The 23,066-nt window shown below is 61.8% G+C and carries 25 protein-coding genes; 10 read left to right on the forward strand and 15 right to left on the reverse strand.

All coding sequences use genetic code 11. The features are described 5' to 3' along the window. Positions 1 to 38 precede the first annotated feature (38 nt). Positions 39 to 2,750, reverse strand: a complete 2,712-nt coding sequence (locus AC07UB_RS20575) for a sensor domain-containing protein (protein WP_492791940.1) — start codon at positions 2,748 to 2,750, stop codon at positions 39 to 41. A 219-nt stretch (positions 2,751 to 2,969) separates the two neighbouring features. On the opposite strand from AC07UB_RS20575, the gene AC07UB_RS20580 reads away from it, so the two are divergent. Beyond that, complete coding sequence (locus tag AC07UB_RS20580) at positions 2,970 to 4,079, forward strand: NAD(P)/FAD-dependent oxidoreductase (RefSeq protein WP_492791939.1); 1,110 nt, start codon at positions 2,970 to 2,972, stop codon at positions 4,077 to 4,079. A gap of 113 nt (positions 4,080 to 4,192) precedes the next feature. Here the strand turns inward: AC07UB_RS20580 and AC07UB_RS20585 are convergent, their stop codons facing one another. Then, positions 4,193 to 4,369, reverse strand: a complete 177-nt coding sequence (locus AC07UB_RS20585) for a YdcH family protein (protein WP_492791938.1) — start codon at positions 4,367 to 4,369, stop codon at positions 4,193 to 4,195. Positions 4,370 to 4,632: 263 nt separating this feature from the next. Between AC07UB_RS20585 and AC07UB_RS20590 the strand changes: the two genes are divergently transcribed. Further along, positions 4,633 to 4,839, forward strand: a complete 207-nt coding sequence (locus AC07UB_RS20590) for a YdcH family protein (RefSeq protein WP_492791937.1) — start codon at positions 4,633 to 4,635, stop codon at positions 4,837 to 4,839. Here the strand turns inward: AC07UB_RS20590 and AC07UB_RS20595 are convergent. Further along, positions 4,829 to 5,629 carry a GGDEF domain-containing protein gene (locus AC07UB_RS20595; protein ID WP_492791936.1) on the reverse strand — a complete coding sequence of 267 codons (801 nt, stop codon included), beginning with the start codon at positions 5,627 to 5,629 and terminating at the stop codon, positions 4,829 to 4,831. The two genes, AC07UB_RS20590 and AC07UB_RS20595, sit on opposite strands and share 11 nt — an antisense overlap. A 96-nt stretch (positions 5,630 to 5,725) precedes the next feature. On the opposite strand from AC07UB_RS20595, the gene purE reads away from it, so the two are divergent. Next, on the forward strand, positions 5,726 to 6,217 hold the full coding sequence (purE, locus tag AC07UB_RS20600; RefSeq protein ID WP_492791935.1) for a 5-(carboxyamino)imidazole ribonucleotide mutase: 492 nt from the start codon (positions 5,726 to 5,728) through the stop codon (positions 6,215 to 6,217). After that, positions 6,214 to 7,314: a 5-(carboxyamino)imidazole ribonucleotide synthase gene (locus AC07UB_RS20605; RefSeq protein ID WP_492791934.1), complete on the forward strand. Its 1,101-nt coding sequence runs from the start codon at positions 6,214 to 6,216 to the stop codon at positions 7,312 to 7,314. Before purE ends, AC07UB_RS20605 begins: the two co-directional genes overlap by 4 nt. 54 nt (positions 7,315 to 7,368) lie before the next feature. Here the strand turns inward: AC07UB_RS20605 and aqpZ are convergent, their stop codons facing one another. Continuing rightward, positions 7,369 to 8,082: an aquaporin Z gene (aqpZ, locus tag AC07UB_RS20610; RefSeq protein WP_492791933.1), complete on the reverse strand. Its 714-nt coding sequence runs from the start codon at positions 8,080 to 8,082 to the stop codon at positions 7,369 to 7,371. 275 nt (positions 8,083 to 8,357) lie between these two features. Here aqpZ and rpsU point away from each other — a divergent pair, with 275 nt between their 5' ends. Beyond that, positions 8,358 to 8,663 (forward strand): 30S ribosomal protein S21, encoded by a 306-nt coding sequence (rpsU, locus tag AC07UB_RS20615; RefSeq protein ID WP_492791932.1) that lies wholly within the window; start codon positions 8,358 to 8,360, stop codon positions 8,661 to 8,663. Positions 8,664 to 8,745: 82 nt separating this feature from the next. Here rpsU and AC07UB_RS20620 read toward each other — a convergent pair whose 3' ends face one another. Beyond that, positions 8,746 to 10,233, reverse strand: a complete 1,488-nt coding sequence (locus AC07UB_RS20620; RefSeq protein ID WP_492792769.1) for an aldehyde dehydrogenase family protein — start codon at positions 10,231 to 10,233, stop codon at positions 8,746 to 8,748. Positions 10,234 to 10,351: 118 nt separating this feature from the next. Between AC07UB_RS20620 and AC07UB_RS20625 the strand changes: the two genes are divergently transcribed. Beyond that, positions 10,352 to 11,497, forward strand: a complete 1,146-nt coding sequence (locus tag AC07UB_RS20625; RefSeq protein ID WP_492791931.1) for a substrate-binding domain-containing protein — start codon at positions 10,352 to 10,354, stop codon at positions 11,495 to 11,497. Here AC07UB_RS20625 and AC07UB_RS20630 read toward each other — a convergent pair. From AC07UB_RS20630 to AC07UB_RS20660, 7 genes are all read right to left on the reverse strand, one after another. Then, the gene (locus AC07UB_RS20630; RefSeq protein ID WP_492791930.1) at positions 11,494 to 12,393 is read right to left on the reverse strand and encodes a cell envelope biogenesis protein TolA; all 900 of its coding nucleotides are present in this window, start codon (positions 12,391 to 12,393) and stop codon (positions 11,494 to 11,496) included. The genes AC07UB_RS20625 and AC07UB_RS20630 overlap by 4 nt on opposite strands. Positions 12,394 to 12,540: 147 nt before the next feature. Continuing rightward, the gene (locus AC07UB_RS20635; protein ID WP_492791929.1) at positions 12,541 to 12,843 is read right to left on the reverse strand and encodes a copper-binding protein; all 303 of its coding nucleotides are present in this window, start codon (positions 12,841 to 12,843) and stop codon (positions 12,541 to 12,543) included. A gap of 90 nt (positions 12,844 to 12,933) precedes the next feature. After that, entirely contained in the window at positions 12,934 to 13,404 is a 471-nt protein-coding gene (locus tag AC07UB_RS20640; protein ID WP_492791928.1) for a cupredoxin domain-containing protein, read from the reverse strand. 13 nt (positions 13,405 to 13,417) lie between these two features. Continuing rightward, positions 13,418 to 14,806, reverse strand: a complete 1,389-nt coding sequence (locus AC07UB_RS20645; protein ID WP_492791927.1) for a multicopper oxidase family protein — start codon at positions 14,804 to 14,806, stop codon at positions 13,418 to 13,420. 14 nt (positions 14,807 to 14,820) lie between these two features. Further along, the gene (locus tag AC07UB_RS20650) at positions 14,821 to 16,218 is read right to left on the reverse strand and encodes a TolC family protein (protein ID WP_492791926.1); all 1,398 of its coding nucleotides are present in this window, start codon (positions 16,216 to 16,218) and stop codon (positions 14,821 to 14,823) included. 58 nt (positions 16,219 to 16,276) lie between these two features. After that, a complete protein-coding gene (locus AC07UB_RS20655; protein WP_492791925.1) occupies positions 16,277 to 16,570 on the reverse strand; it encodes a hypothetical protein in 294 nt (97 codons plus the stop codon). 58 nt (positions 16,571 to 16,628) lie between these two features. Then, complete coding sequence (locus AC07UB_RS20660; protein ID WP_492791924.1) at positions 16,629 to 16,844, reverse strand: hypothetical protein; 216 nt, start codon at positions 16,842 to 16,844, stop codon at positions 16,629 to 16,631. Positions 16,845 to 16,877: 33 nt separating this feature from the next. On the opposite strand from AC07UB_RS20660, the gene AC07UB_RS20665 reads away from it, so the two are divergent. The 3 genes from AC07UB_RS20665 (at position 16,878) to AC07UB_RS20675 (ending at position 19,651) form a co-directional block, all read left to right on the forward strand. Next, complete coding sequence (locus AC07UB_RS20665) at positions 16,878 to 17,090, forward strand: hypothetical protein (RefSeq protein WP_492791923.1); 213 nt, start codon at positions 16,878 to 16,880, stop codon at positions 17,088 to 17,090. A 249-nt stretch (positions 17,091 to 17,339) separates the two neighbouring features. Beyond that, positions 17,340 to 18,296, forward strand: coding sequence for an AAA family ATPase (locus tag AC07UB_RS20670; RefSeq protein ID WP_492791922.1), 957 nt, complete (start codon positions 17,340 to 17,342; stop codon positions 18,294 to 18,296). Beyond that, complete coding sequence (locus AC07UB_RS20675; RefSeq protein ID WP_492791921.1) at positions 18,293 to 19,651, forward strand: VWA domain-containing protein; 1,359 nt, start codon at positions 18,293 to 18,295, stop codon at positions 19,649 to 19,651. The genes AC07UB_RS20670 and AC07UB_RS20675 overlap by 4 nt, the downstream gene beginning before the upstream one ends. Positions 19,652 to 19,664: 13 nt before the next feature. Here the strand turns inward: AC07UB_RS20675 and AC07UB_RS20680 are convergent, their stop codons facing one another. Continuing rightward, positions 19,665 to 20,762 carry a calcium:cation antiporter gene (locus tag AC07UB_RS20680; protein WP_492791920.1) on the reverse strand — a complete coding sequence of 366 codons (1,098 nt, stop codon included), beginning with the start codon at positions 20,760 to 20,762 and terminating at the stop codon, positions 19,665 to 19,667. Between the two features lie 115 nt (positions 20,763 to 20,877). Here AC07UB_RS20680 and AC07UB_RS20685 point away from each other — a divergent pair, with 115 nt between their 5' ends. Continuing rightward, positions 20,878 to 21,261, forward strand: coding sequence for a VOC family protein (locus AC07UB_RS20685; RefSeq protein WP_492791919.1), 384 nt, complete (start codon positions 20,878 to 20,880; stop codon positions 21,259 to 21,261). A gap of 63 nt (positions 21,262 to 21,324) precedes the next feature. Here the strand turns inward: AC07UB_RS20685 and AC07UB_RS20690 are convergent, their stop codons facing one another. Together AC07UB_RS20690 and AC07UB_RS20695 are read right to left on the reverse strand one after the other, a co-directional pair. Next, positions 21,325 to 22,725 (reverse strand): NAD(P)(+) transhydrogenase (Re/Si-specific) subunit beta, encoded by a 1,401-nt coding sequence (locus AC07UB_RS20690; RefSeq protein WP_494653791.1) that lies wholly within the window; start codon positions 22,723 to 22,725, stop codon positions 21,325 to 21,327. 13 nt (positions 22,726 to 22,738) lie between these two features. Beyond that, the gene (locus AC07UB_RS20695; RefSeq protein WP_492791917.1) at positions 22,739 to 23,059 is read right to left on the reverse strand and encodes a proton-translocating transhydrogenase family protein; all 321 of its coding nucleotides are present in this window, start codon (positions 23,057 to 23,059) and stop codon (positions 22,739 to 22,741) included. Positions 23,060 to 23,066: the final 7 nt, after the last annotated feature.

Below are 23,066 nucleotides of genomic sequence, written 5' to 3' on the forward strand. Positions count from 1 at the left end.
TCGCGAGTCAAGCCTTGCAGGTTTGAAGGGCAATCGCGTCAGCCGACCATGCGCGGTATTTTTGTCACGAGCGAGACGGTCTTTTCGCGACCGATCCATTCCGCGTAGTCCGCCATCGGCGCAGGCTTGCCGAGGAAATAACCCTGTACCTGATCGCAGGCCTCGTCCGCGAGGAAGGACAGTTGTTCCTGCGTCTCGACGCCTTCGGCGACGATGGAAATGTTGAGGCCGTGGCCGAGCCCGATCATGGCGCGGATAATGGCCGCGGACTGCGTGTTGCGCCCGAGATTCATCACGAAGGCGCGGTCGATCTTGATCTTGTCGAACGGGAACGACTGCAGATAGGTCAGCGATGAATAGCCGCTGCCGAAATCGTCCATCGCGATCCGCACGCCGAGCGCCTTCAGCCGCCGCAGCAGCGACAGCCCGCGGTCGAAGTCCTCGATCAGCACGCCTTCGGTGATTTCGAGTTCCAGCCGTCCGGGCGCGAGACCGGTCTCGAGCAGGATCGAATGGACCAGACCGACCAGATCGCCGTGCATGAATTGCGCGGGCGACAGATTGACCGCGATCTGCAGATCCTTCGGCCAGGACGCCGCCTCGCGGCAGGCCTCACGCAAAATCCACTCACCCATTTCGACGATCAGGCCACTCTCTTCCGCCAGCGGGATGAATTCGCTGGGCGGCACGAAGCCGCGCACGGGATGAACCCATCGCGCCAGCGCTTCAAAGCCGAGAACATGATCGGTGACGATCTTGTGGCGCGCGCGCGCCTGCGGCTGATAGTGCAGCGACAATTCGCCGTTTCGGATCGCGGTCGACAGATCCTGATGCAGCGCGCGGCGGTCGCGCACCTGCTGGTCCATTTCCGCGGCATAGAAGCTGACGGAGCCGCGCGACTTTGCCTTGGCGCGGAACAGCGCAGCGTCGGCATTGGCAAGAAGTTCTTCGGCGGTGCCGCCGTTACGCGGGAAAATGGAAATGCCGGTCGTCAGCCCCATACGAAGCGAGCGGCCATCGATCACGATTTCCTCGCGCATCGTTTCCAGCAGGCGGTTTGCGAGGTTTAGCGCAGCTTCCGGCTGCGCACCGTCGATGATCAATCCGAATTCGTCGCCGCTCAGACGTGCAACAACTCCGCCCTGGACGGCCTTCTCGATCCGGCGCGATACCTCGATCAGCAGCTTGTCGCCGACCTCGTGGCCGAACACGTCGTTGATTTCCTTCAGCCGATCGAGGTCGATCGAGAGGACCGCGAATTCCTCGGTGGTGTCCTTGCAGGCCTCGATCATCTGCGACAACGCCAGCAGGAAGGCCGCGCGGTTCGGCAGGTCCGTCAGTGAATCGTGATAGGCCATGTGGGCCATGCGCGATTCGGTTTCACGGCGATCGGTGATGTCTTCGTTGGTCTTGATGAGATATTGCGGCTCGCCGTTCTCGTCGAGAACCGTGACGCGCCGCGTCAGGAACAGCCGCAGTCCGTTTTCCGTCTGGATCGGATGCTCTTCAGTGACGATGCCCTTCTTGCGGACGGCGTCCTCGTCACGCTTGAGGATGAATTTCGCGTCGGTCGGATTGTAGATGTCCTCGAGCTTGCGGCCGATCACGTCTTCGCGGCGGACGCTCAGCGTCGCCTCGGCGCTGCGGTTGGCGAGAACATACTGGCCGTCGCTCAGCCGCTTGACGACGAGCGCGACCGGAACGTTGTCGACGACCAATTCAAGGAATTGCTTGGCGCTCTGAATCTCGCGCGAGAGAGACCGCCGCTCGGTGACATCCTCGAACAATGAGACGAGGAACTCGGGCTCGTTCTTCTCATTGCGTGCGATCACGCGGTTACACGCCACAAGACGCTTGCCGCCGCGGTGCTGAATCGACAGTTCGGTGCGCGTTTGACTCGATAACGAGGCGACGGCTGCCTGATCGGCCTCGACAACGGCCTGGGCCGCTTCCGGGACATAAACGCTGGCCGCCGTATTGCCGATGATCTGGTCGCGGCTCATGCCGGCGAATTGCTCGAACGCCCGATTGGCGAGAATATACCTGCCGTCATCGATGGTTTTCGCTGCGACGCAGACCGGAATGTTATCGATCACGGATTCGAGGAAGTTCTTGTTCTTTGCAAGTTCCTTGGCGAGCTTGCGCTGCGTCGTGCAATCCTCGTGCGTCGATACCGTTCCGCCATTGGCCAGTTTGCGATGCCTGACGACGATCGAGCGGCCATCCGAAAGTTCGCAGATGTGACCCTCTGGATGTTCGACGTTGCGATAATAAATGTCCAACAGACCGTCGAACGTCCCGCGCTGCTTTCGCAAATCCAGAAGATCGGGGCCGGTCATTCCGGGGAATAGATCGAAGCGATCGAGGCCATAGATCTTCAGGTAATGGTCATTGCAAAACACGACGCGCTTGTGCGCATCAAGCATCACAATGCCTTGGGTCAGATTGTTCAGGGCGCTGGAGACAAAGGCGGCGCGGCGGATATTGGCGTGGCGCGCCCGTCGCAACGCGGTCGTCACCCACAGGATGACCGCGGCGAGGAACGCAACGATCACGAAGCCGCCGATCAGCACCTGCCATACGATGGCGGTGCGCGCGCTTTCCATCGACATGGCCGAAAATGAGCCGTCGGGATTGGCGACAATCTGCGCCCAAGCGTTCTCGCACGTCGAAATCAGGACGCACAGGCACACAGCGGCCCACGCCGGGCTCACTGCGGTCGCTCGTGCTTGCTTCTGCCAGCAGGTCATTACCATTCCGCGGAATTCTTCGCGGACACTCTCTGGTTGTACCCCTTTGAATCGGGTAAACGCGTACTCCCCGCCCCGCAGATTGTGACTTAAATGCGGGCAAATGGCCGTCTATGCTTAACCAAGTCCTAACGCAGCAAGTCCCTGGAGTGATCGCGGTCCCGCGCGCTGTACATAAAGTGAGCATGAATCAGATTCATTGGGCAAAGCGGACCATCGATGGACAGGGTTGAGTGCATTGTCGTCGGCGCGGGCGTCGTCGGTCTTGCCGCTGCACGCCGGCTGGCGCAGGCCGGCCTTGAGGTCGTCGTCGTCGAGGCCGCCGGAGACATCGGCACCGGGACGTCTTCGCGCAACAGCGAGGTGATCCACGCCGGAATCTACTATCCGGCGGGAAGTCTGATGGCGCGCATGTGCGTCGCCGGAAAGCATGCGCTCTACCGGTATTGCGAAGACCACGGCGTTCCGCATCGCCGTTGCGGCAAGCTGATCGTCGCCACCGTCGAGAATGAGAACGCCAAGCTGACCTCGATCAGGTCACATGCGGAAACCAACGGCGTCGACGATCTGCAAATGCTGTCCGGCGCTGACGCGCGCGCCCTCGAACCTGCCCTGAACTGCACCGGCGCACTGCTGTCGCCCTCCACCGGCATCGTCGACAGTCACGCCTTCATGCTCGCGCTGCGCGGCGAGATCGAAGACGCGGGCGGCGCGCTTGCGTTTCATGCGCCGCTCAAGCGCTCGAAGGCGGTGCCTGAAGGCTTCGAGGTCGAGATCGGCGGCGACAGCCCGATGACCCTGCAATGCCGCGTGCTGGTGAATTCGGCCGGGCTCGCAGCGCCCGCGATTGCCCGCGTCATCGACGGGATGCCGGCCGACCGGATTCCGACGGCGTACTATGCCAAGGGAAATTATTTCAGCTGCAGCGCGCGCGCGCCGTTCGAACGGCTGATCTATCCGGTGCCGGAACCCGGCGGGCTCGGTGTCCACCTGACCATCGATCTCGGCGGGCAGGCGAAATTCGGGCCCGACGTGGAATGGATCGACGAGATCGACTACGCGGTCGATCCCGCCCGGGCGGAGCGTTTTTATCCGGCGATCCGCCGTTACTGGCCGACGCTTCCCGATGGCGCGCTGACGCCGAGTTACTCCGGAATTCGCCCGAAGATCGTGCCTCCGGCGGTCGCCCGGCAGGATTTCGTAATCCAGGGACCGCAGGAACACGGCGTCGCCGGGCTGATCAACCTGTTCGGAATTGAATCGCCCGGCCTGACGTCATCGCTCGCCATCGCTGACGATGTGGCCCATCGCATCGAAATCCGGAAATAGCGGAACCCGCGGCGGCAACTGCGCAAGCGAACGATGCACCACAGGCGTAGCCGCTACGAATATCATGTTGATAATGGCGCGGATTTCCGGGGAAGCGTCTTTTCCGGGAGCCGTTAGTGGACGGTGGCGAACTTCAGTCGGTGGATCTCGTCCTTGAGCACCAGCTTACGGCGCTTTAACTCGATAATCTGGAGGTCGTCGGTGGAAAGATGCTGGAGAGCATCGTGCAATTCGTTTTCCAGAACTTCGTGTTTTCGTTCCAGTTCAACGAGATGCGCCTGAATCGCCATAAGAAGTCTCCTTCGTAAGTGGACCTCAGATCGGATCTGGACAAGTAAGTCTACATGAGTGAGGGCATCTGTCGACATCGGAATGAACGCGGCCGTCTGATATTTTTTATCAGAGGAAACGAATTGTGAGGGAACCCGCCGCGCGATACCGTCCGCTAGAACTGGTAAGGATTTTCTGCAATGACGATCCCGCAGGGAACATCCGGTAAGACTTGCTGAAAGTCTGACCCAATCGATTATCGAAAGTCTGATCACCTAAAGTCATGGCAGAGCAGGACAACAACGAATTCGCTCTGGAACTGGCGCGATTGCAGCAGGAGCACCGCGACCTCGATGCCGCCATCGAGGCGCTGCATCAATCGCCGGCGCCGGACCTGTTGCGGTTGCAGCGTTTGAAAAAACGCAAGCTGCAATTGCGCGATCGTATCGCGTTCGTCGAAGACCAGATCACGCCTGACATTATCGCCTGAGCTTGATCGGCGAACCGCCGCGCAAATCCGCGGCAAGAGAACCTGTTGCACGAGACCCTGCGACAAGACGGCGCGCCGCCTTCCGTGCGTACATCGCGCGGTCCGCCGTCTCCATGACACGCGCCGCATCATCCGCCGCACCGACCAGCGCTATGCCGGCCGACGCGCCCGCGACCACGGGACGTCCCCTGAAAACAAACGTCAGTCGGTCGATGGCGTCTTCCAGCGCCGCCGCCTTCGCCAGCGCATCGGCTTCCGTCAGATTCCAGAGCAGCAGCCCGAATTCGTCGCCGCCGAGCCGCCCCACCACGTCCGATGAACGGACATGCCGCATCAGCACCGCCACCACGCCCTTCAGCACCACGTCGCCCGCCGCGTGCCCGAACGTGTCGTTGATCGGTTTGAGGCGATCGACGTCGAGAACGATCAGCGCGCCCGTCGCCTTGTAGCGCCGGATGTAGGCGACCGAGCGGTCGAGTTCGCGCTCGAAGCCGCGTCGGTTGTAGATGTTCAGAAGGAAATCGGTATCGGCCCAGGCCTGAAGTTCGTCGATCCGGGCCTGGGCGGCCGCGAGTTCCGCTTTCAAAGCCGAGACTTGGCGTTTGGCCCTTGCAAGGGAAACAGCCGCCGGCTTGCGCTTGGGTTTTGCCGGGGCGGCTTTGGCGGCGGACGCGCTTCGGCCCGGGGCGGCGCGCCCGGACGGCGCCTTTGCCGCCGGACGCCGTGATGCCATTTTGCCGCGCGCTTTCTTCACGTTTCCGCCCCTAATCCGCTTGACCGGCACGGCCATTGACCATGAAAGGATAACGGATTCGCGTTAGCTTGCCACGCAGGGGCGTAACCCTATAATCCGCCCTCTTTTTCTGCTCTTTTTTGAAGATTCCGCATGACCGCCCCCGTCGCCATCATCATGGGAAGCCAGTCCGACTGGGCCACCATGCGCTATGCCGCAGAGACCCTGACCGCGCTCGGCATCTCGCACGAGGCACGGATCGTCTCTGCGCACCGCACTCCCGAGCGGCTCTACAGCTTCGCCAAGGGGGCCAAGGCGGCCGGTTTCAGGGTCATTATCGCGGGCGCCGGGGGTGCAGCCCATCTGCCCGGCATGGCGGCCTCGCTGACGGAACTTCCGGTGTTCGGCGTGCCGATAGAATCCAAGGCGTTGTCAGGCATCGATTCGCTTTATTCGATTGTGCAAATGCCTGCAGGAATTCCGGTCGGCACCTTGGCGATCGGAAAAGCCGGCGCTATCAATGCGGCTCTACTCGCTGCAAGCGTGCTGGCACTCAATGACGCCGGTCTTGCAAGCCGGCTTGCGACATGGCGCAAGCAACAGACCGAGGCGGTGAGCGAGCGCCCAGAGGACGAATCTAAGTGACATCTTCAAGTCGGGTGACGCTGAAACCAGGCGACACCATCGGAATTCTCGGCGGCGGGCAATTGGGCAGAATGCTTGCGCAGGCCGCCGCGCGTCTTGGCCTGCGGTCGCAGGTGTTTTCGCCCGATCCGGACTCACCCGCCTTCGACGTGGTGCAGAACGCGACCTGCGCGGAATACGCCGATGTCGAAGCGCTCGAACTGTTCGCCTCCGATGTCGATGTCATTACCTACGAGTTCGAGAACATTCCTTCCTCGACGGCGATGATCCTGTCGGCTCGCCGCCCGGTGCTGCCGGATCCGAAGGTGCTGGAAACCGTGCAGGACCGCTTCGCGGAAAAGAATTTCGTGAGCAAGCTCGGCATCGCCACCGCAGCCTATGCCGATGTCTCCTCCGCGCAGGGACTGAAAGCCGCCATCGCCCGGATCGGGCTGCCCGCCGTGCTCAAGACCCGGCGTTTCGGTTACGACGGCAAGGGTCAGGTCGTGGTCAGGGAGGGCGACGACCCGGAAACCGTGTGGGCCGATCTGGAGACCCGCTCAGCCATTCTCGAGGCCTTCGTGCCGTTCGAGCGCGAAATCTCCGTGGTCGCCGCACGCAGCGCCAGCGGCGAGGTCGTCTGCTACGACGTCACCGAAAACGAACATCGCGACCACATCCTGAAATTCTCCTACGCGCCGGCGCGCATCTCCGACGACGTCGCGGCACAGGCTCGCGCGATTGCCGAGAAGATCGCGACCGCGCTGGATTATGTCGGCGTGCTGGCGGTGGAGATGTTTGTGGTGCCCGGCAAGGATGGACCGGGCCTGATGGTCAACGAGATTGCGCCGCGCGTTCATAACTCCGGCCACTGGACGCTGGACGGGGCGTCGGTGTCGCAGTTCGAGCAGCACATCCGCGCCATTGCCGGCTGGCCGCTCGCTCATCCGGTCCGGCACGGCGACGTCACCATGACCAACCTGATCGGCGACGACATCCTCGACTACGGCAAATGGCTGCCGGTTCCCGGCGCCACCGTGCATCTGTACGGCAAGGGCGCTCCACGCCCGGGGCGCAAGATGGGTCATGTGACCGAGGTCAAGGCTCCGCAAAAGTAAAAGGCTGCCGCGATCACTCGCGACAGCCTTGCGTCGTTGCCTGAAAATCAGATGTCACTTGCCGGCGACGATGCCTTCCGGCTCATCGCTCAGCCAGCGATAGACCACCCCGCCGATGACGCCGCCGATCAGCGGCGCGACCCAGAACAGCCAGAGCTGCTGAATGGCCCAGCCGCCGACGAACAGGGCGGGACCGGTGCTGCGCGCCGGGTTCACCGACGTGTTGGTGACGGGAATGCTGACGAGATGGATCATCACCAGCGCAAGGCCGATCGCCAACGGCGCGAAGCCGGCCGGCGCCTTGCCGTGGGTCGCTCCCATGATGATGAACAGGAACATCGCCGTCATCGCCACTTCAGAGACGAAGCCCGCCAGCAGGCTGTATTTGCCCGGCGAATGGTCCGCGTAGCCATTGGAGGCGAAGCCGCCCGCGAGATCGAAACCGGCCTTGCCGCTGGCGATCATGTAAAGTACGCCGGCGCCCAGGATCGCGCCGATGACCTGCGCGATAATGTAGGGAATAACCTGACCCGCCGGAAAGCGCCCGCCGGCAGCGAGCCCGACCGTCACGGCCGGGTTAAGATGGCACCCCGAAATATGGCCGATGGCATACGCCATGGTGACGACGCTCAGGCCGAAGGCAAACGAGACCCCGAGCAGGCCGATGCCCACCTGCGGAAAAGCCGCGGCGAGGACCGCGCTGCCGCAACCCGCAAATGTGAGCCAGAAGGTGCCGATGACCTCGGCGGCGTATTTCTTCGTATTCATGTTACGTCTCCCCTGAATCGTGGTGTTGGATCACCTCAGTGCGGGAACCGTAGAAACCGGGGTCTTAAGCCTTCCTGAAATTCCCCCGAATCGCCAGCCCGACCGGTCTAATTTGCCCCGGATTCGTGACATTCAGGCCCCCGAAAATGACCATCCACAGGTGGACATTCCCGGTTTGATCTGGTACATCCGCGCCTTCGATGAGAAGGGCGTGGCCTTTAGTCGGCCCTTCGTCGTCTCCTGATTTTCCTGATTGAAACCAAAGAGGATGCCGCGTGCAGGTTCTCGTTCGCGATAACAATGTCGACCAGGCTCTCAAGGCGCTGAAGAAAAAGATGCAGCGCGAGGGCATTTTCCGCGAGATGAAGCTCCGCGGCCATTACGAAAAGCCATCCGAGAAGAAGGCCCGCGAAAAGGCTGAAGCCGTTCGTCGCGCCCGCAAGCTCGCGCGCAAGAAGTTGCAGCGTGAAGGCCTGCTGCCGATGAAGCCGAAGCCGGTGTTCGGCGCTGGTCCGGGCGCAGAGCGTGGCGCTGCCGGCGGCCGTGGTGGCGCTGGTGCAGGTCCGCGCGGACCGCGCTAAGCGATCTCAACAGTTTTGAATATGAAAACGCGGGCCTTGCGGCCCGCGTTTTTGTTTGAGCTTTCTCGGGAGGAGACGAGACTCAAACGTTGAGGTTCATCCACACCGCTTTCGGCTCGGTGAAGTTCGCCAGCGCCTCGGTGCCGTGTTCACGGCCGAAACCCGAATCACCCGCGCCGCCCCACGGCAGCCGCACGTCGGTATAGCCATAGGTGTTGATCCAGACCGTGCCGGCCCTCACCTTCTTGGCGAAGCGCTGCACGCGGCCGATGTCGCGGCTCCACACACCGGCGGCCAGGCTGAACGCGGTGCCGTTGGCGATCCGCACAGCGTCGGCCTCATCCTTGAACTTGATGACACTGACCACGGGTCCGAAGATTTCCTCCTGCGAAATCCGCATCTCGTGTTTGACGTTCGCGAACACCGCCGGGCTGATGTAGTAGCCGTGATCGCCGACATGCTGCCCGCCGGTCACGAGCGTCGCGCCCTCCTTCTGGCCGACATCGATATAGTCGAGGATCGACTTCATCTGCTTTTCGGAAATCACAGGGCCCAGCGCAGTCGCCTTGTCAGCGGTATCGCCGATGCGCAGCGCCCTGGCGCGCATGGCGAGCCGCTCGACCACTTCGTCGTAGACCTTCTCATGCGCAAGTACGCGCGAGCCCGCCGAGCACACCTGCCCGGCATTGAAGAAGATGCCCGCCGCCGCCGCCTTGGTCGCGGCATCGAGATCGGCGTCATCAAAAATGACATTGGCGGACTTGCCGCCGAGTTCCAGCGACACACGCTTGAAGTTGCCGGCGGCGCCACGAAGAATTCCACGGCCCACGCCGGGTGATCCGGTGAACGTCACCTTGTCCACGCCGGGATGATTGACCAGTGCGTCGCCGACCACGCGGCCGGGACCCGGCACGATGTTGAGCACACCCGGCGGCAGGCCCGCTTCGAGCGCGAGTTCGCCGATGCGCAGCGCGGACAACGAGGTCAGCTCAGCCGGCTTCATGACGATAGTGCAGCCGCAGGCCAGCGCAGGCGCCAGCTTCCACATGCCGATCATCAGCGGGAAATTCCACGGCACGATTACGGCAACCACGCCGACCGGTTCGCGCACCGTGTAGGTCAGCGCATCGCTGCGCGTCGAGACCACGTCGCCGTGAATCTTGTCCGCCCAACCGGCGTAATAGGTCAGTGTATCGATAGCGGCGGGAAGGTCCTGCCGCAGCACGGCCGAAATCGGCTTGCCGGCGTCGCGGCTTTCCAGTTCGGCCAGTTCATCGCTGTGCTGTTTGATCAGCTCGGCGAGCCTGAACAGGATGTGGCCGCGCTCGGCGGCGCGCATGGTGCTCCAGGGGCCCTCGAAGGCGCGGCGGGCGGCGGCGACGGCGCGCTCGACATCGGCCTCGTTGCCCTCCGCGATGGTTGCGATGACCTGCCCGGTTGCAGGATTGAGCGTGTCGAAGGTGCGCCCTGAGACCGATTCGACATGCTGACCGTCGATCAGAAGCTGCTTTCGGAGAACGACGGGGGCATCGTGCGATGTGTCGCGAGAATAGTCATATGCAATCGACATCATATATCTCCTATTGTTCTTCTTAATTTGTGCATTGAATATGCCTTAGTAAATATGACATGATGTGCTTATGAGATCCGATCATATGAAATCGGTTTCATAGATGAGTGGAACAGCGATGCATATTGAGATCGAGCCGATCTGGCGCTTCCACAAGGAAGGCAGCCGCCACAGCGTGATCGTCATGCTGACGATCCTCAATGAGATCCGTAAAACCGGAAAACTCGCCAGCGCCGCGGAACATGCCAATCTCTCTTATCGGCACGTCTGGAATCTCGTCGAGCAATGGTCCGACTTTTTTGGCGTTCCGGTGGTCGAGACCCACCGCGGCAAGGGCACGACGCTGACAGCGTTCGGCGAGAAACTGGTATGGGCCGGGCAGCGGATGCAAGCCCGTCTCGGCCCGCAACTCGAAAACCTCGCGCAGGAACTTGCCACCGAGATCAAGCCGTTCCTGCATCAACGCCCGAACGTGATCCGCGTTCATGCCAGCCACGGTTTCGCGGTTTCAAAGCTGCGCGAGTTGCTCGACCGCGAACCCGGCATCGGCGTCGATCTGCGTTACGTCAGCAATCAGAATTCGCTGGTCTCGCTGGCGCAGGGCGCGTGCGATCTCTCCGGCGTTCATGTTCCGCGCGGCGAACTGCGCGCGCAAAGCATCCAGGCTTGCAGGGAGTGGCTCGATCCGCGCGAGGATCGCGTCATCAGTTTCGTGACGCGCGAAATGGGGCTGATGGTGAAACCCGGCAATCCGCTCGGCATCGGATCGCTGGAGGATCTCGTCGCGCGCAAGGCGCGTTTCGTCAACCGCGACCATGATTCAGGAACGCGCACGCTGTTCGATCAGTTGCTGGCGCAGCACAAGATCGACGAAACGCAGATCAACGGCGCGCAGCAGATGGAATTCACCCACGCCGCCGTCGCGGCCTATGTTGCCAGCGGCATGGCCGATGCGGCATTCGGCGTCGAGGCGGCCGCGCGGCAGTTCGGGCTCGATTTCGTCCGGCTGCTGACGGAGGATTACTTCTTCGTGTGCCGCCGCGCGTTTCTCGAAACCGAACCGATGCGCCGGGTGCTGGACATCATGAACGGCAGCGCGTTTCACGATGCAATCGCCGAGCTTCCGGGCTATCTCGCGACCAGCCCGGGCGCGGTCAGCACAGTCAGGGAATTTCTGGATATTGTCGACGTGGAAGCCGCAAACACGGATAGCAAAGCCGCCAAGTCGAAGAGCGCGAAGCGCCTCAAAAAATCAGAAACTTAATTACGTTCCGGCAATACGGCCTGAAACACCGACCTCGCCGCCGAGACGACACCCTCGGCAACGGAGCGGCCGCGCTCGTGGATACGAATGTCGCGCGGCGGGATTTCGCCCGGCGGCATTGGACGTGACGGATCGTTGACGCTGACCTCGGATGAATCCGTGGGCGTCGGAAATGGCGCCGGTGGTGCGGTGATCGCGGCTTCGCTCGGCTGCGGCGCGACGCTCACCGCGGGCGGCAAGGGCTGGAGCGCCGGCGGCGGCGGCACGGCTGCGGGCGCGTAAACGACACTGTTGACCTTGGCGCGCTCAGACTCGCGCTTTGCCGGCTCTTCGGCGCTCGCGGCTTCGGACGCACGAGGCTCGGACGATGGCGGGGTCGCCTTGCGCAGCCGCTCGATCGCGGCCCGCGCCAGATCATTGGCATCGCGCTTGTCGTCGGGAGTGGCATTGGCTTCGGACGATGGCGGCACAACCGGTGCAGCCTTCGCGGTCGCCCGCTCCCGCTTCTCGGCAGCAGCCTTCTCGCTGGCGGCCTTCTCGGCCATGTTTCTTTCGGCGGCGGCTTTCTCAACGGCAGCCTTGTCAGCCGCAAGTTTCTCGGCGGCCTTCCTGGCGTTCTCCGCCCGATCAGCAGCAGCCCGCTCCGCCGCGGCCTTTTCGAGGGCCAGCTTTTCGGCTTTCAGCCTGGCGGCTTCGGCTTTTGCGCTTTCGGCTTTCGCGGCCTTGTCGCCGGAATCGTCGGCCTTCAGCGTCTGGGGGGCCGCAATCGCAGCCTTCGGCTTGTCCGCATCCGACTTGGCGTTGATGTAGTGCGTGACGATGTACGCACCAACCACCGTCGCCACGATCGACGGGACAACCTCTAAAAAGTACTTCGAGAACAGCTTCTTGATCATTGCAACTCCCCGCACGACGTTGCATGCGGGAACTTTAGGGCCGATTGAGGGATCAACTGCGACAGATCGGTGGCAACTGCTGGAAAAACGCCGGGTAACGGCTTTGTCAGGAGACTTCTAGCGTTACCCGGCCTCCCGGCGTTGCCGCTACTTGGCCTTCTCGATTCCGGTCAAAGTCATCTGCCCATTAACCTTGTCGACGTCGAACCTGACATTGTCGCCGACCTTGACCCGCTTCAGCATCTCCGGGGTTTTGGCTCGGAAAACCATGGTCATCCCCTCCATATCCATTTTCTCGATGGGGCCGTGCTTGATGGTCATTTTCCCCGCCGCCTCGTCGATCTTAGTGACGGTTCCTTTGACCGGCAGCGCCTGCGCATGCGCATGCGTCACGGGCAGAAGGGCCGACAACGCCATGACGCAGGACGTCGCAAGAATAAGTTTCCGCATGTTCCTTTCCTTTTCACTTTTGACTGAAGATCATTTCCAAAAAACGCGGTCCCGCCACGAGGCGAGCCTGAGGGCATCCGCGGGAACGGCTCATTTCACGATGATTGTGCCGGACATGCCGGCTTCCCGGTGACCGGGGATAAGGCAGGAGAAGTCGAACTCCCCGGCCTTGGTGAATTTCCAGAGGATGGAGCCGGTCTTGCTCGGCGCCAGGCGCTTGGCATTCGGATCGTCATGCTCCATGTCCGGATTCTTCATCATCTCGGCCATGTGTTTGAGATTTTCGTCGAGCGTGCCGACGACAAGTTCATGATCGAGTTCGCCGCTGTTGCGGATGGCGAACTTGATCTGTTCGCCCTTTCGAATCTCGATCCGGTTCGGGACGAACAACATTTTCCCGTCCGTTTCACGCATGTTGACCTGGATGGTACGTGCCGGCTTCTTGGGATCGCCGGGCACGCCATAGGCGCGGTCATCCCCGTGGGAATGACCAGGGTCCGCCAGCGCTGGCGTGGACAGAGAGAGAGTTGCAAGCGCAGCCGCAAGGAGGCGTAGTTGCATGTAGAAATCCTTCTCAATGATTGCGATGGGGGGATTTTTTGCCGGGTTTCACGACGTCGAACTCGACAGCGTTCTTCTTGTCCAACGCGGCGGGAGGCTCGCGTTCGACCTTCTTCGGTTCACCCTTCCACTCGAAGGCGACCGTCCCTTCCGGGTGCTTGAACCAGCCCGGATCCTTGTAGTCGCCGGATGCCAGCCCCTCGCGCACCTTGACGACCGAGAACATGCCGCCCATCTCGACCGCGCCGAATTGAGCGAAGCCGGTCATCATCGGTAGTGTGTTGTCCGGCAACGGCATCTCCATCTCCCCCATATCGGCCATGCCGGCGTTGCCCATCGGCATGTAATCCGGCACCAGCTTGCGCACGGACTTGACCAGATCGCTCTTTTTCATTCCGACGAAGTTGCGGAGGTCGTGACCCATGGCGTTCATGGTGTGATGCGACTTGTGGCAGTGAATCGCCCAGTCGCCGGGGTTGTCGGCGACGAAATCAAAGGCGCGCATCTGACCGACGGCGCAGTCGACCGTAACCTCTGGCCATGCCGCAGCCTCCGGCACCCAGCCGCCATCCGTGCAGGAGACCTTGAAGTCATAGCCATGCATGTGAATCGGATGGTTCGTCATTGTCAGATTGCCGAACCGGATGCGGACCTTGTCTCCCTTGCTCGCGACGATGTGATCGATGCCGGGAAAGACCCGGCTATTCCAAGTCCACATGTTGAAGTTGGTCATCTCCGCAACTTTCGGCAAATAGCTGCCGGGCTCGATGTCGTAGGCCGACATCAGAAACACGAAATCCCGGTCCACGCGCCGGAAGGCCGGATCCTTCGGATGCACCACGAAGAAACCCATCATGCCCATCGCCATCTGGACCATTTCGTCGGCATGCGGGTGGTACATGAAGGTGCCGCTTTTCGTCAGCACGAACTCGTAGACGAAGGTCTTTCCGACTCCGATCGCTGGTTGCGTGAGACCTGTCACACCATCCATGCCGCTCGGGAGCAGAATTCCATGCCAATGGATGGTGGTGTGTTCCGGCAGCTTGTTGGTGACGAAGATGCGGACCTTGTCGCCCTCGACGGCTTCAATCGTGGGGCCGGGCGACTGGCCGTTATAGCCCCACAAATGCGCGACCATGCCCGGTGCGAACTCGCGGACCACGGGTTCGGCGACGAGATGAAATTCCTTCCAGTCGCCGTTCATGCGCCAGGGCAGCGTCCAGCCGTTAAGTGTGACGACGGGCTGATAGTCCGGACCGGTCGTCGGAAACAGCGGGGGCTGCATAGTCGTCGCGGTTGAAGTTGCGGCTTCGGGAATACTTGCCGCCTGGACGCGGCCGCTGACGGCACTGGCACCGGCGAGCACCGCAGCAGATCCAAGAACTGCTCTGCGAGAAATCATTGGTCGTTCTCCATTCAATGAGGTGCGTCGGCGGATGCGCCGGACATAACGCGAGCAGATTCGCTGCGTCCGGGAGCACCTCCGCCCATCACCGCGGTGTTCAGATTTGTCGTGGCCAGCCAGAAATCCCGCTTCGCCTCGATCGCCGCAGTCGTTGCGGCGATACGCTGACGCGCTTCCGCCAGCAGCGAGAACACGTCGATCAGCATTCCGTTGTAGCGAAGCAGGGTTTCGTCGGAGATGATCTTGCGCAACGGCAAGATCTCACGCTGATAATGCGCGGCAATGTCATATGCCGATCTGTAGGTGCTATACGCGTCGCGGGCTTCGGACCGGACATTGACCGCGCGTTCCATCAGGCGGTTGACCGCGTGCATGTAGGTCGCTTCGGCTTCCCTGACGCGAACCTCGCCGAAATCGAAAATCGGAACCTGAAGTTCAACGTCAAACCCGCGCTCGCGGGCCTTCTCACCGGTTGCCTTGTCCCGGATGGTCTTTCCCGCAAACCCCGCATCCAGCACGTTAATGAAGCGGGTCGCCTGCGTCAGCCCGTAGGATTTTGCCAGCGCATCGAGTTCGATCCGCCCGATCTGGAGATCGACGTGACGGCGAACCGCCTCGGTCTCGATGCCCGGCAGCGATTGCGGCCGCGATGGCAACGGCGGCAGTGCAGTGCTCATCCGAAACGCCAGATCGTTGCCCCACAACCCCATGCCGCGGATCAGTGCTTCACGCTCACTGGCGGCGCGCTGACGTGTGGCAGCGAGTTGCGCCGTGAGGTCGGCGTAGAACACCTGCTCGCGCGCCTGATCCAGCTTGTTCATGCCGCCAGTCTCGCCGAGACGGGTAGCGAACTTCGCCGCCGTTTCAGCGCCGGTCTGGGCCTGTGCAAGAAAGCCCGCGAGTTCACGCGCCGCAACAGCACGGTAGTAGGCGCGGCGCGTATCTGCTGCGATCCGCAACGTTTCGCTCAGCGCGATGGTTTGTGCCTGCCGGAAGCGAGCCGCTGCGATTTCCGAACGAACCGGCAACGTTGCGAGCGCCAGCACGTTGGCGACGATCTTGCGCTCGACTTCGACTTCGACTGATCCCGCAATCCGCGACAGTGAAATTGCCGGATTCGGCGGAAGGCTTCCCTCCACCGCCTGCGCTTCCGCAATTGCGAGTTCGTTGTAAGCAGCTTGCAGCCCGCGATTGTTGAAGAGCGCGATCTGAACCGCGGCATCTGCCGACAATGGCTTCGAGAGCAGCCGCGCGGTTGTGCTGCGGGCAGCAGCAGCTTCGTCCGGCGTGCGCTGTGCGACAGCCTCCTTGCCGAGGTCGCGCGAGACTGTCGCCGTCACAACACCCATCCCGCCGTCCGGCGAGAACGATGCACAGCCCGACAAAAGAAGGGCGGCGCTTGCCATCATCCAACGGCCGACGCTGCGCGCAGTAAAAGTCCTGAAATCCTGAGCTGGCATGTTGCACCTACTCGCTGGATTTCGGAGCGGGCGCGACCTGCTCGTTCTGTTTCTTCCAGGCGGCAGGAGCCACCGGTCTTTGAGACCTGTAGCGCCCGAGCGTGGAGCTGTATTCAGCGCGCGATGTCCGCGCGCCCGGGTCGGACGGGTCAGGCCCTGCCGACGCGGAAGGCTTGGTGGCACAGCCCGCGAGAAACAGCAGGACAAGCGATAGGAATAATGTTTTGAAGGGCAGCGGCACGAGTGTCTTCGCCACCGGGTCAACGGCAGCGAGCCTCGCAAGATCTTGCGCGAGCATCATATCCTCGAATGTCAAACGGCTTCGAAGGCGCGCGACTATTCAGTCGCGACACCGGCGATCAGATCGACAGGAGGATGATTGGGGGGCGATAAAGGAGGTCGGGGGCTTCGCCGGAAATTCCGGCGTCAGAAGACGCGGCAACCGATGCGTGAGTCATCGTTCGAAGCGTCAACTCAAACATGCTGGCCGGAAGCGCGTTGAGGCACATCACACCGCAGCATGCGGGTGCAGTCGACTTGCCGCCGGAATCAGTCATTCCGGCATGATTGTTCATCGCATCTGCCGATTCGGCATTCGCTGATACCCGATGATCGTGATCCCCATGCGTCATGCCCTGATGAACATGAGCGGCTTCATCGTGCGCGTGTCCCACATGCTGGACCTGCGTTGGACTTGGCAGGCAGTGCGCCAAGGCGCTGTCTGCAAACGCGAATCCAACCGGCACCGCAAGGCAAAAGGCATAGAGCGCGACGAGAATGCGCGCAGCCCTTTCCCTCATAACCTTGGTCAATTGCGTTAGCATCCGGAACCGGCACTCCGTCATGGCGAGCAGCCACGATCACAGTCAGAATTACAGTCAGAGTTCCAAACAGGCAAGACGCATTGACGTCACAGCAACGCGAGAAAACCTCGGCTCGTGCCATAATTTCGCACAGCGGTTCAGCCGGCACGGATGCATAGCGGGGCCGATATGGACGAAAGCCCGGTAGCATCGTAGCAAGATGAGAGTTCCCGGGCGGCACGCGCCCCCCTTCTGGAGTTCACGATCGTGACCGAATATCAGCCGACCGCCTCCATCGACGCCGTCGAACAGGGTCTGGCCTCCGCAGGCTACATAGCCAATCGCCAGATCGCGACCGCGGTCTATCTGGCGGAGCGGATCGAAAAGCCCATTCTCGTGGAAGGCCCAGCCGGCGTCGGCAAGACCGAACTCGCCAAGGCCATCGCGGCGTGGCGCGGCCTCAAGCTGATCCGCCTGCAATGCTATGAAGGCCTCGACGAAGCCAAGGCGCTCTACGAGTGGAAATACGCCAAGCAGTTGCTCTACACGCAGATCCTGAAAGACAAGCTCGGCGAAGTGTTGGGCGACGCGGAAACACTTCCGGCCGCGCTGAACAAGCTGCATGACTTTGGCGACGTGTTCTTCTCGAAGGAATTCGTCGAGCCGCGGCCGCTGTTGCAGGCGCTCGAACAGCCGAAAGGCTGCGTCCTTCTGATCGACGAAATCGACAAATCCGATGCGGAGTTCGAGTCGCTGCTGCTCGAGATCCTGTCCGACTTTCAAGTGACGCTGCCCGAACTCGGCACCATCGCCGCGATTTCACCTCCGACGGTGATCCTGACCTCCAACAGCGAGCGCGATCTTGGCGACGCACTGAAACGGCGCTGCCTGCATCTGCATATCGGGTTTCCCGAACAGCGGCTTGAGGAACGCATCGTGGAAAGCCGTGTGCCCGGCATTTCGCAGTCGCTGCGGCGGCAGATTGTCAGCTTCATCAACGACGTCCGGACGCTGGACCTGAAGAAATTGCCGTCGGTTTCGGAAACCATCGACTGGGCGCGCGTTCTTGTTCTTCTGGAGGCCAGAGAACTGGATCACCAGATGGTCAAGGACACGCTCAACGTCCTGCTCAAGTATGAAGCCGACATCGAGACCACGATGCCCCAGGTCACCACCTTCATCGGCAAGACGCGCCGGGATAACGTCTTCGGTCAGGCGGGATGAGAGAGAACCTGCATCGCTTCTTCCGGGCGGCCCGCGGGGCCGGGGTGAGAATCTCGCCCTCCGAAAGCATCGATGCCATGAGAGCGGTCGCCGACATCGGCTTTGCCGACCGCGGGATTTTGCGCGACACGTTTCTGCTGACCCTCGCCAAGAGCCCGGAAGACAAGCAGTCGCTCAGCCAGTGTTTCGACCTGTTCTTTCAGCAACCCGAAATGGCGGGACCGGCGGCACAGGACGGCGAGAGCAGCGAACAGCCTGCCGGCCAGACGCCGCAAGACGGCGACGCGCAATCTCCGCCGTCGGGCCTCGGTCCTCTTGCCCAGATGCTGATGTCGCAGGACCGCAATGCCATGGCAGCCGCGATGGCCAATGCTTCGGCGGCGGCAGGATTATCGGACATCCGCTTCTTCACCCAGCGCGGCATCTATTCGAGCAAGATCCTCAACGAACTCGGCATCGAACGCTTGCGGGACGATCTCGACGGGCTGGCCGCAACCAGTCCGGCAGATGCGGAGTGGCTTGCCGCTGCCACCGAGGCATTGCGCGACACCGTGCGCGACACCGTCTCGCAGGCCCTGCTGCTGTACGGCCGCGAGGAAAGCGAGAACCTGCGCAATGAAATCCTGCGCAACGCGCCGATGTCGCGGATCGAGCCGCGCCAGATGGAGCAGATGCGGGCGCTGATCCGCCGGATCGCTCGCCGGCTGCGCGAGCGTTACAGCAAGCCGCGCAAACGCCAGCGCCGCGGCCATCTCGACGTGCGCCGCACGATCCGGCGCAATGCAGCGTGGGGCGGCGTGCCGTTTCTCACCACATGGAAACGCCGTCATCGCGACAAGCCGAAGATCATCGCCATCTGCGACGTCAGCGGCTCGGTCGCCAAGGTCTCGGATTTCTTCCTGCTGCTGATCTACAACCTGCACGAGGTTGTTTCTGACGTGCGCTCGTTCGCCTTCTCCAGCCACCTGATCGAGGTCAGCGATCTGCTTGAGCAGCATGAACCCGAACAGGCCATGAAGGAGATCATGTCCAAGGTCGGCTTCGGCTCGTCCGACTACGGCAAATCCCTCGCCGACTTCGAGAAGCTGTGTCTAAGCGCCGTGACGCCGCAAACCACCGTGATCGTGCTTGGCGACGCGCGCACCAACAATCTCGATCCCCGCGCCGACATCCTGCGCCGCATCTCCGAGCGATCCAAACGGCTGGTGTGGCTCAATCCCGAAGGCCGCATGGCGTGGGGCTGGGGCGATTCCGAAATGCCACGCTACGCCACCTATTGCGGCCTCGTGCGCCAGTGCTCGACCGCAAAGCAACTCGAGCGCGCCATCACCGACATCGTCGCAGCGTATCAGTAGCCGCCAGCCGAAATTAGGGTACGAGCACGAAGAAAAGGTAGACCGCGAAAATCAGGAGATGCACGAAGCCGAACAGCACGTTCGTCCGGCCCGTGGCAAAGGTCATCATGCTGACCAGCAGCGTCATCGCGAGCAGCACCATGTCGCGCGGCTCAAGCCCCAGAACCAGCGTTTCCTTGAGCACGTAAGCCGCCACGGCGACCACAGGCACCGTCAGGCCGATCGTCGCGAGCGAGGAGCCGAGCGCCAGATTGATGCTCTTTTGCAAGTCGTTGTTGCGGGCCGCGGACAACGCCGCGACGCTTTCCGGCAACAGGATGAGCAGCGCGACCACGACACCCGCGAAAGCCGGCGGCGCGCCGATGGCGGCCGCGCCAGCATCCACGACAAGCGAGAATTTCTTTGCCAGCAGGACCACCGCCACGAGCGAGAGCAGCAGCAGCCCCGTGCTGATCGTCATGACCCGGCCGGACGCCACGGCATGGTCACCACCGTCGTCGTCGCTTTGGACGATGAAATAATCGCGATGCAGGACGGTCTGGGTGTATACGAACACGCAATATAGCAGCAGCGTCGCGATACCGATGAAGATAAGCTGGCTTGAGGCGAACACCGGCCCCGGCGTGGTCGAGGTGTAGTTCGGCAGGACCAGCGTAATGGTCGAGATCACGATCAGGACACAGAGATAGACTTTCACGCCGGTAATCTGGAATTCCTGCTCCCGGAAACGCACGCCGCCAGCCAGGATCGCCCAGCCGATCAGGCCGTTGCAGACGATCATGACCACCGCGAACACCGTATCGCGGGCCAGCGTCGGCACCGCCTTTTCGCCGAGCATGATGCTGGCGATCATCGCGACTTCGATGATGGTCACCGCAAGCGTGAGAACCAGTGTGCCGTAAGGCTCCCCGATCCTGTGCGCGATCACCTCGGCATGATGAACCGCAGCGAACACGGTTCCGAACAGGATGACCAGCAGGCCGGCGGCAAAGAAATAGCCGGTCGCCGTATGGCTGAAGCCGATGCCGGGGATCGACGTCGATGCAAAAAGCAAAACGGCCAGCAGGGGAAAGAGCCATGCCGACCGTGGAATTTGTGTATGTGCGCTCATGACCCGGACACTAGCGGCACGATGGCAAAAGGCATAGGACCCGCACACAGAAGATTTGCACTCCGGAGCGGCATGCCCTAACCAAAAAAGACTATTTTGGGAAGGAAACGAAAAAATGTTCTCTCACATCATGATCGGGACGAACGATCTCGACAAAGCCAAGTCCTTTTACGACCAGTTGCTGGGCAAGCTCGGAATTCCACCGGGAGTTGTCGATCGGCACCGCATTTTTTATCGTACCAAAACCGGGACGTTTTCCGTGTCCAAACCGATCGACGGCAAACCCGCCACCCCGGCCAATGGCGGCACCATCGGCTTTGTGGCGGCCTCGCCGGAAGACGCCGATGCCTGGCATGCGACCGGTGTCGCGAACGGCGGCACGACATGCGAAGATCCACCGGGCATCCGGGGTATGGGTGACCTCAAAATGTATATCGCCTATCTGCGCGACCCGGATGGCAACAAGCTCTGCGCCATATACCGACTGCCGAGGGCCTGAAAAGACGAAGGCCGTGCAAAACGAATGCACGGCCTTACATCTTTGCAAATTTGACCGGGCCGCCTACATCGCCTTGACGATATTTTCCGTCATCTTCTTGGCGTCACCGAGCAGCATCATCGTGTTGTCACGATAGAACAGCGGGTTGTCGACGCCGGCATAGCCGGAGGCCAGCGAGCGCTTGATGAACATCACGGTCCCGGCCTTCCAGACCTGCAGCACCGGCATTCCGTAGATCGGCGATTTCGGATCTTCTTCCGCCGCTGGGTTGGTCACGTCGTTGGCGCCGATCACGAAGGCGACGTCGGCCTGCGCGAATTCCGAGTTGATGTCCTCAAGCTCGAACACCTCGTCGTAAGGCACATTGGCTTCAGCCAGCAGCACGTTCATGTGGCCGGGCATACGGCCCGCGACCGGATGAATCGCGTACTTCACCTCGACGCCTTCCTTCTTCAGCGTGTCGGCCATTTCGCGAAGGGCGTGCTGCGCCTGCGCCACCGCCATGCCGTAGCCCGGCACGATGATGACCTTCTGCGCGTTCTTCATGATGAAGGCCGCGTCGTCGGCCGAGCCGAGCTTGACCGGCTTCACTTCGCCGGAGCCTGCTGCAGCGGGACCGCCGCTGTCGCCGCCGAAGCCGCCGAGGATGACCGAGATGAAGGAGCGGTTCATCGCGTGGCACATGATGTAGGACAGGATCGCACCCGACGAGCCGACCAGCGCGCCGGTGATGATCAGCGCCGAGTTGCCCAGCGTGAAGCCGATGCCCGCCGCCGCCCAGCCCGAATACGAGTTCAGCATCGAGATCACGACCGGCATGTCCGCGCCGCCGATCGGGATGATCAGCAACGCGCCCAGAACCAGCGCGAGGATGGTGATCATCCAGAAGTCGAACGAACTCTGCGAAACCACGAGGCCGTAGATGAAGAACACCAGCGCCAGCGCCAGGACGATATTGATGATGTGGCGCGCGGGCAGGATGATCGGTGCGCCGCTCATGCGGCCGCTCAATTTCAGGAACGCGATCACCGAACCGGTGAACGTGAGCGCGCCGATGGCGACGCCGAGCGACATTTCGATCAGGCTCGAGGCATGGATGCTGCCGCGGGTGCCGATGTCGAACGCGGCAGGTGCATAGAACGCGCCGGCGGCAACCAGCACCGCGGCCATGCCGACCAGCGAGTGGAAGGCTGCGACCAGTTCCGGCATCGAGGTCATCGGCACACGGCGCGCGATCACAGCACCGATGCCGCCGCCGATGGCGATGCCGAGAATGATGAGGATCCAGCCGGTTGCGCTCGTCGGCGGATGCGCCGCGAGCGTGGTGACGATGGCGATGGCCATGCCGATCATGCCGAAGAAGTTGCCCTGGCGCGATGACGCCGGGCTCGACAGGCCGCGCAACGACATAATGAAAAGGACGCCAGCGACGAGGTAGAGAAGCGCTGCGAGATTCGCGTTCATGTGCCCTGCCCCGTCACTTCTGTTTCTTCTTGTACATCGCCAGCATGCGCTGCGTGACAAGGAAGCCGCCAAAAATATTGATGCACGCGAAGATCAGCGCGACGAAGCCGAACGCACGCGCCCACAACGGGCCGTCGTCGTTGCCGACCTGCGCGACGCCGGTCGCGAGCAGCGCACCGACCACGATCACCGACGAAATCGCGTTGGTGACCGACATCAGCGGGGTGTGCAGCGCGGGCGTCACCGACCACACAACGAAGTAGCCGACGAAAACGGCGAGAACGAAAATCGACAACCGGAACACAAACGGGTCGACAGCCTCAATTCCATGCATGTCGGCT

The organism is Afipia sp. GW821-FHT04G03, from assembly GCF_059419985.1.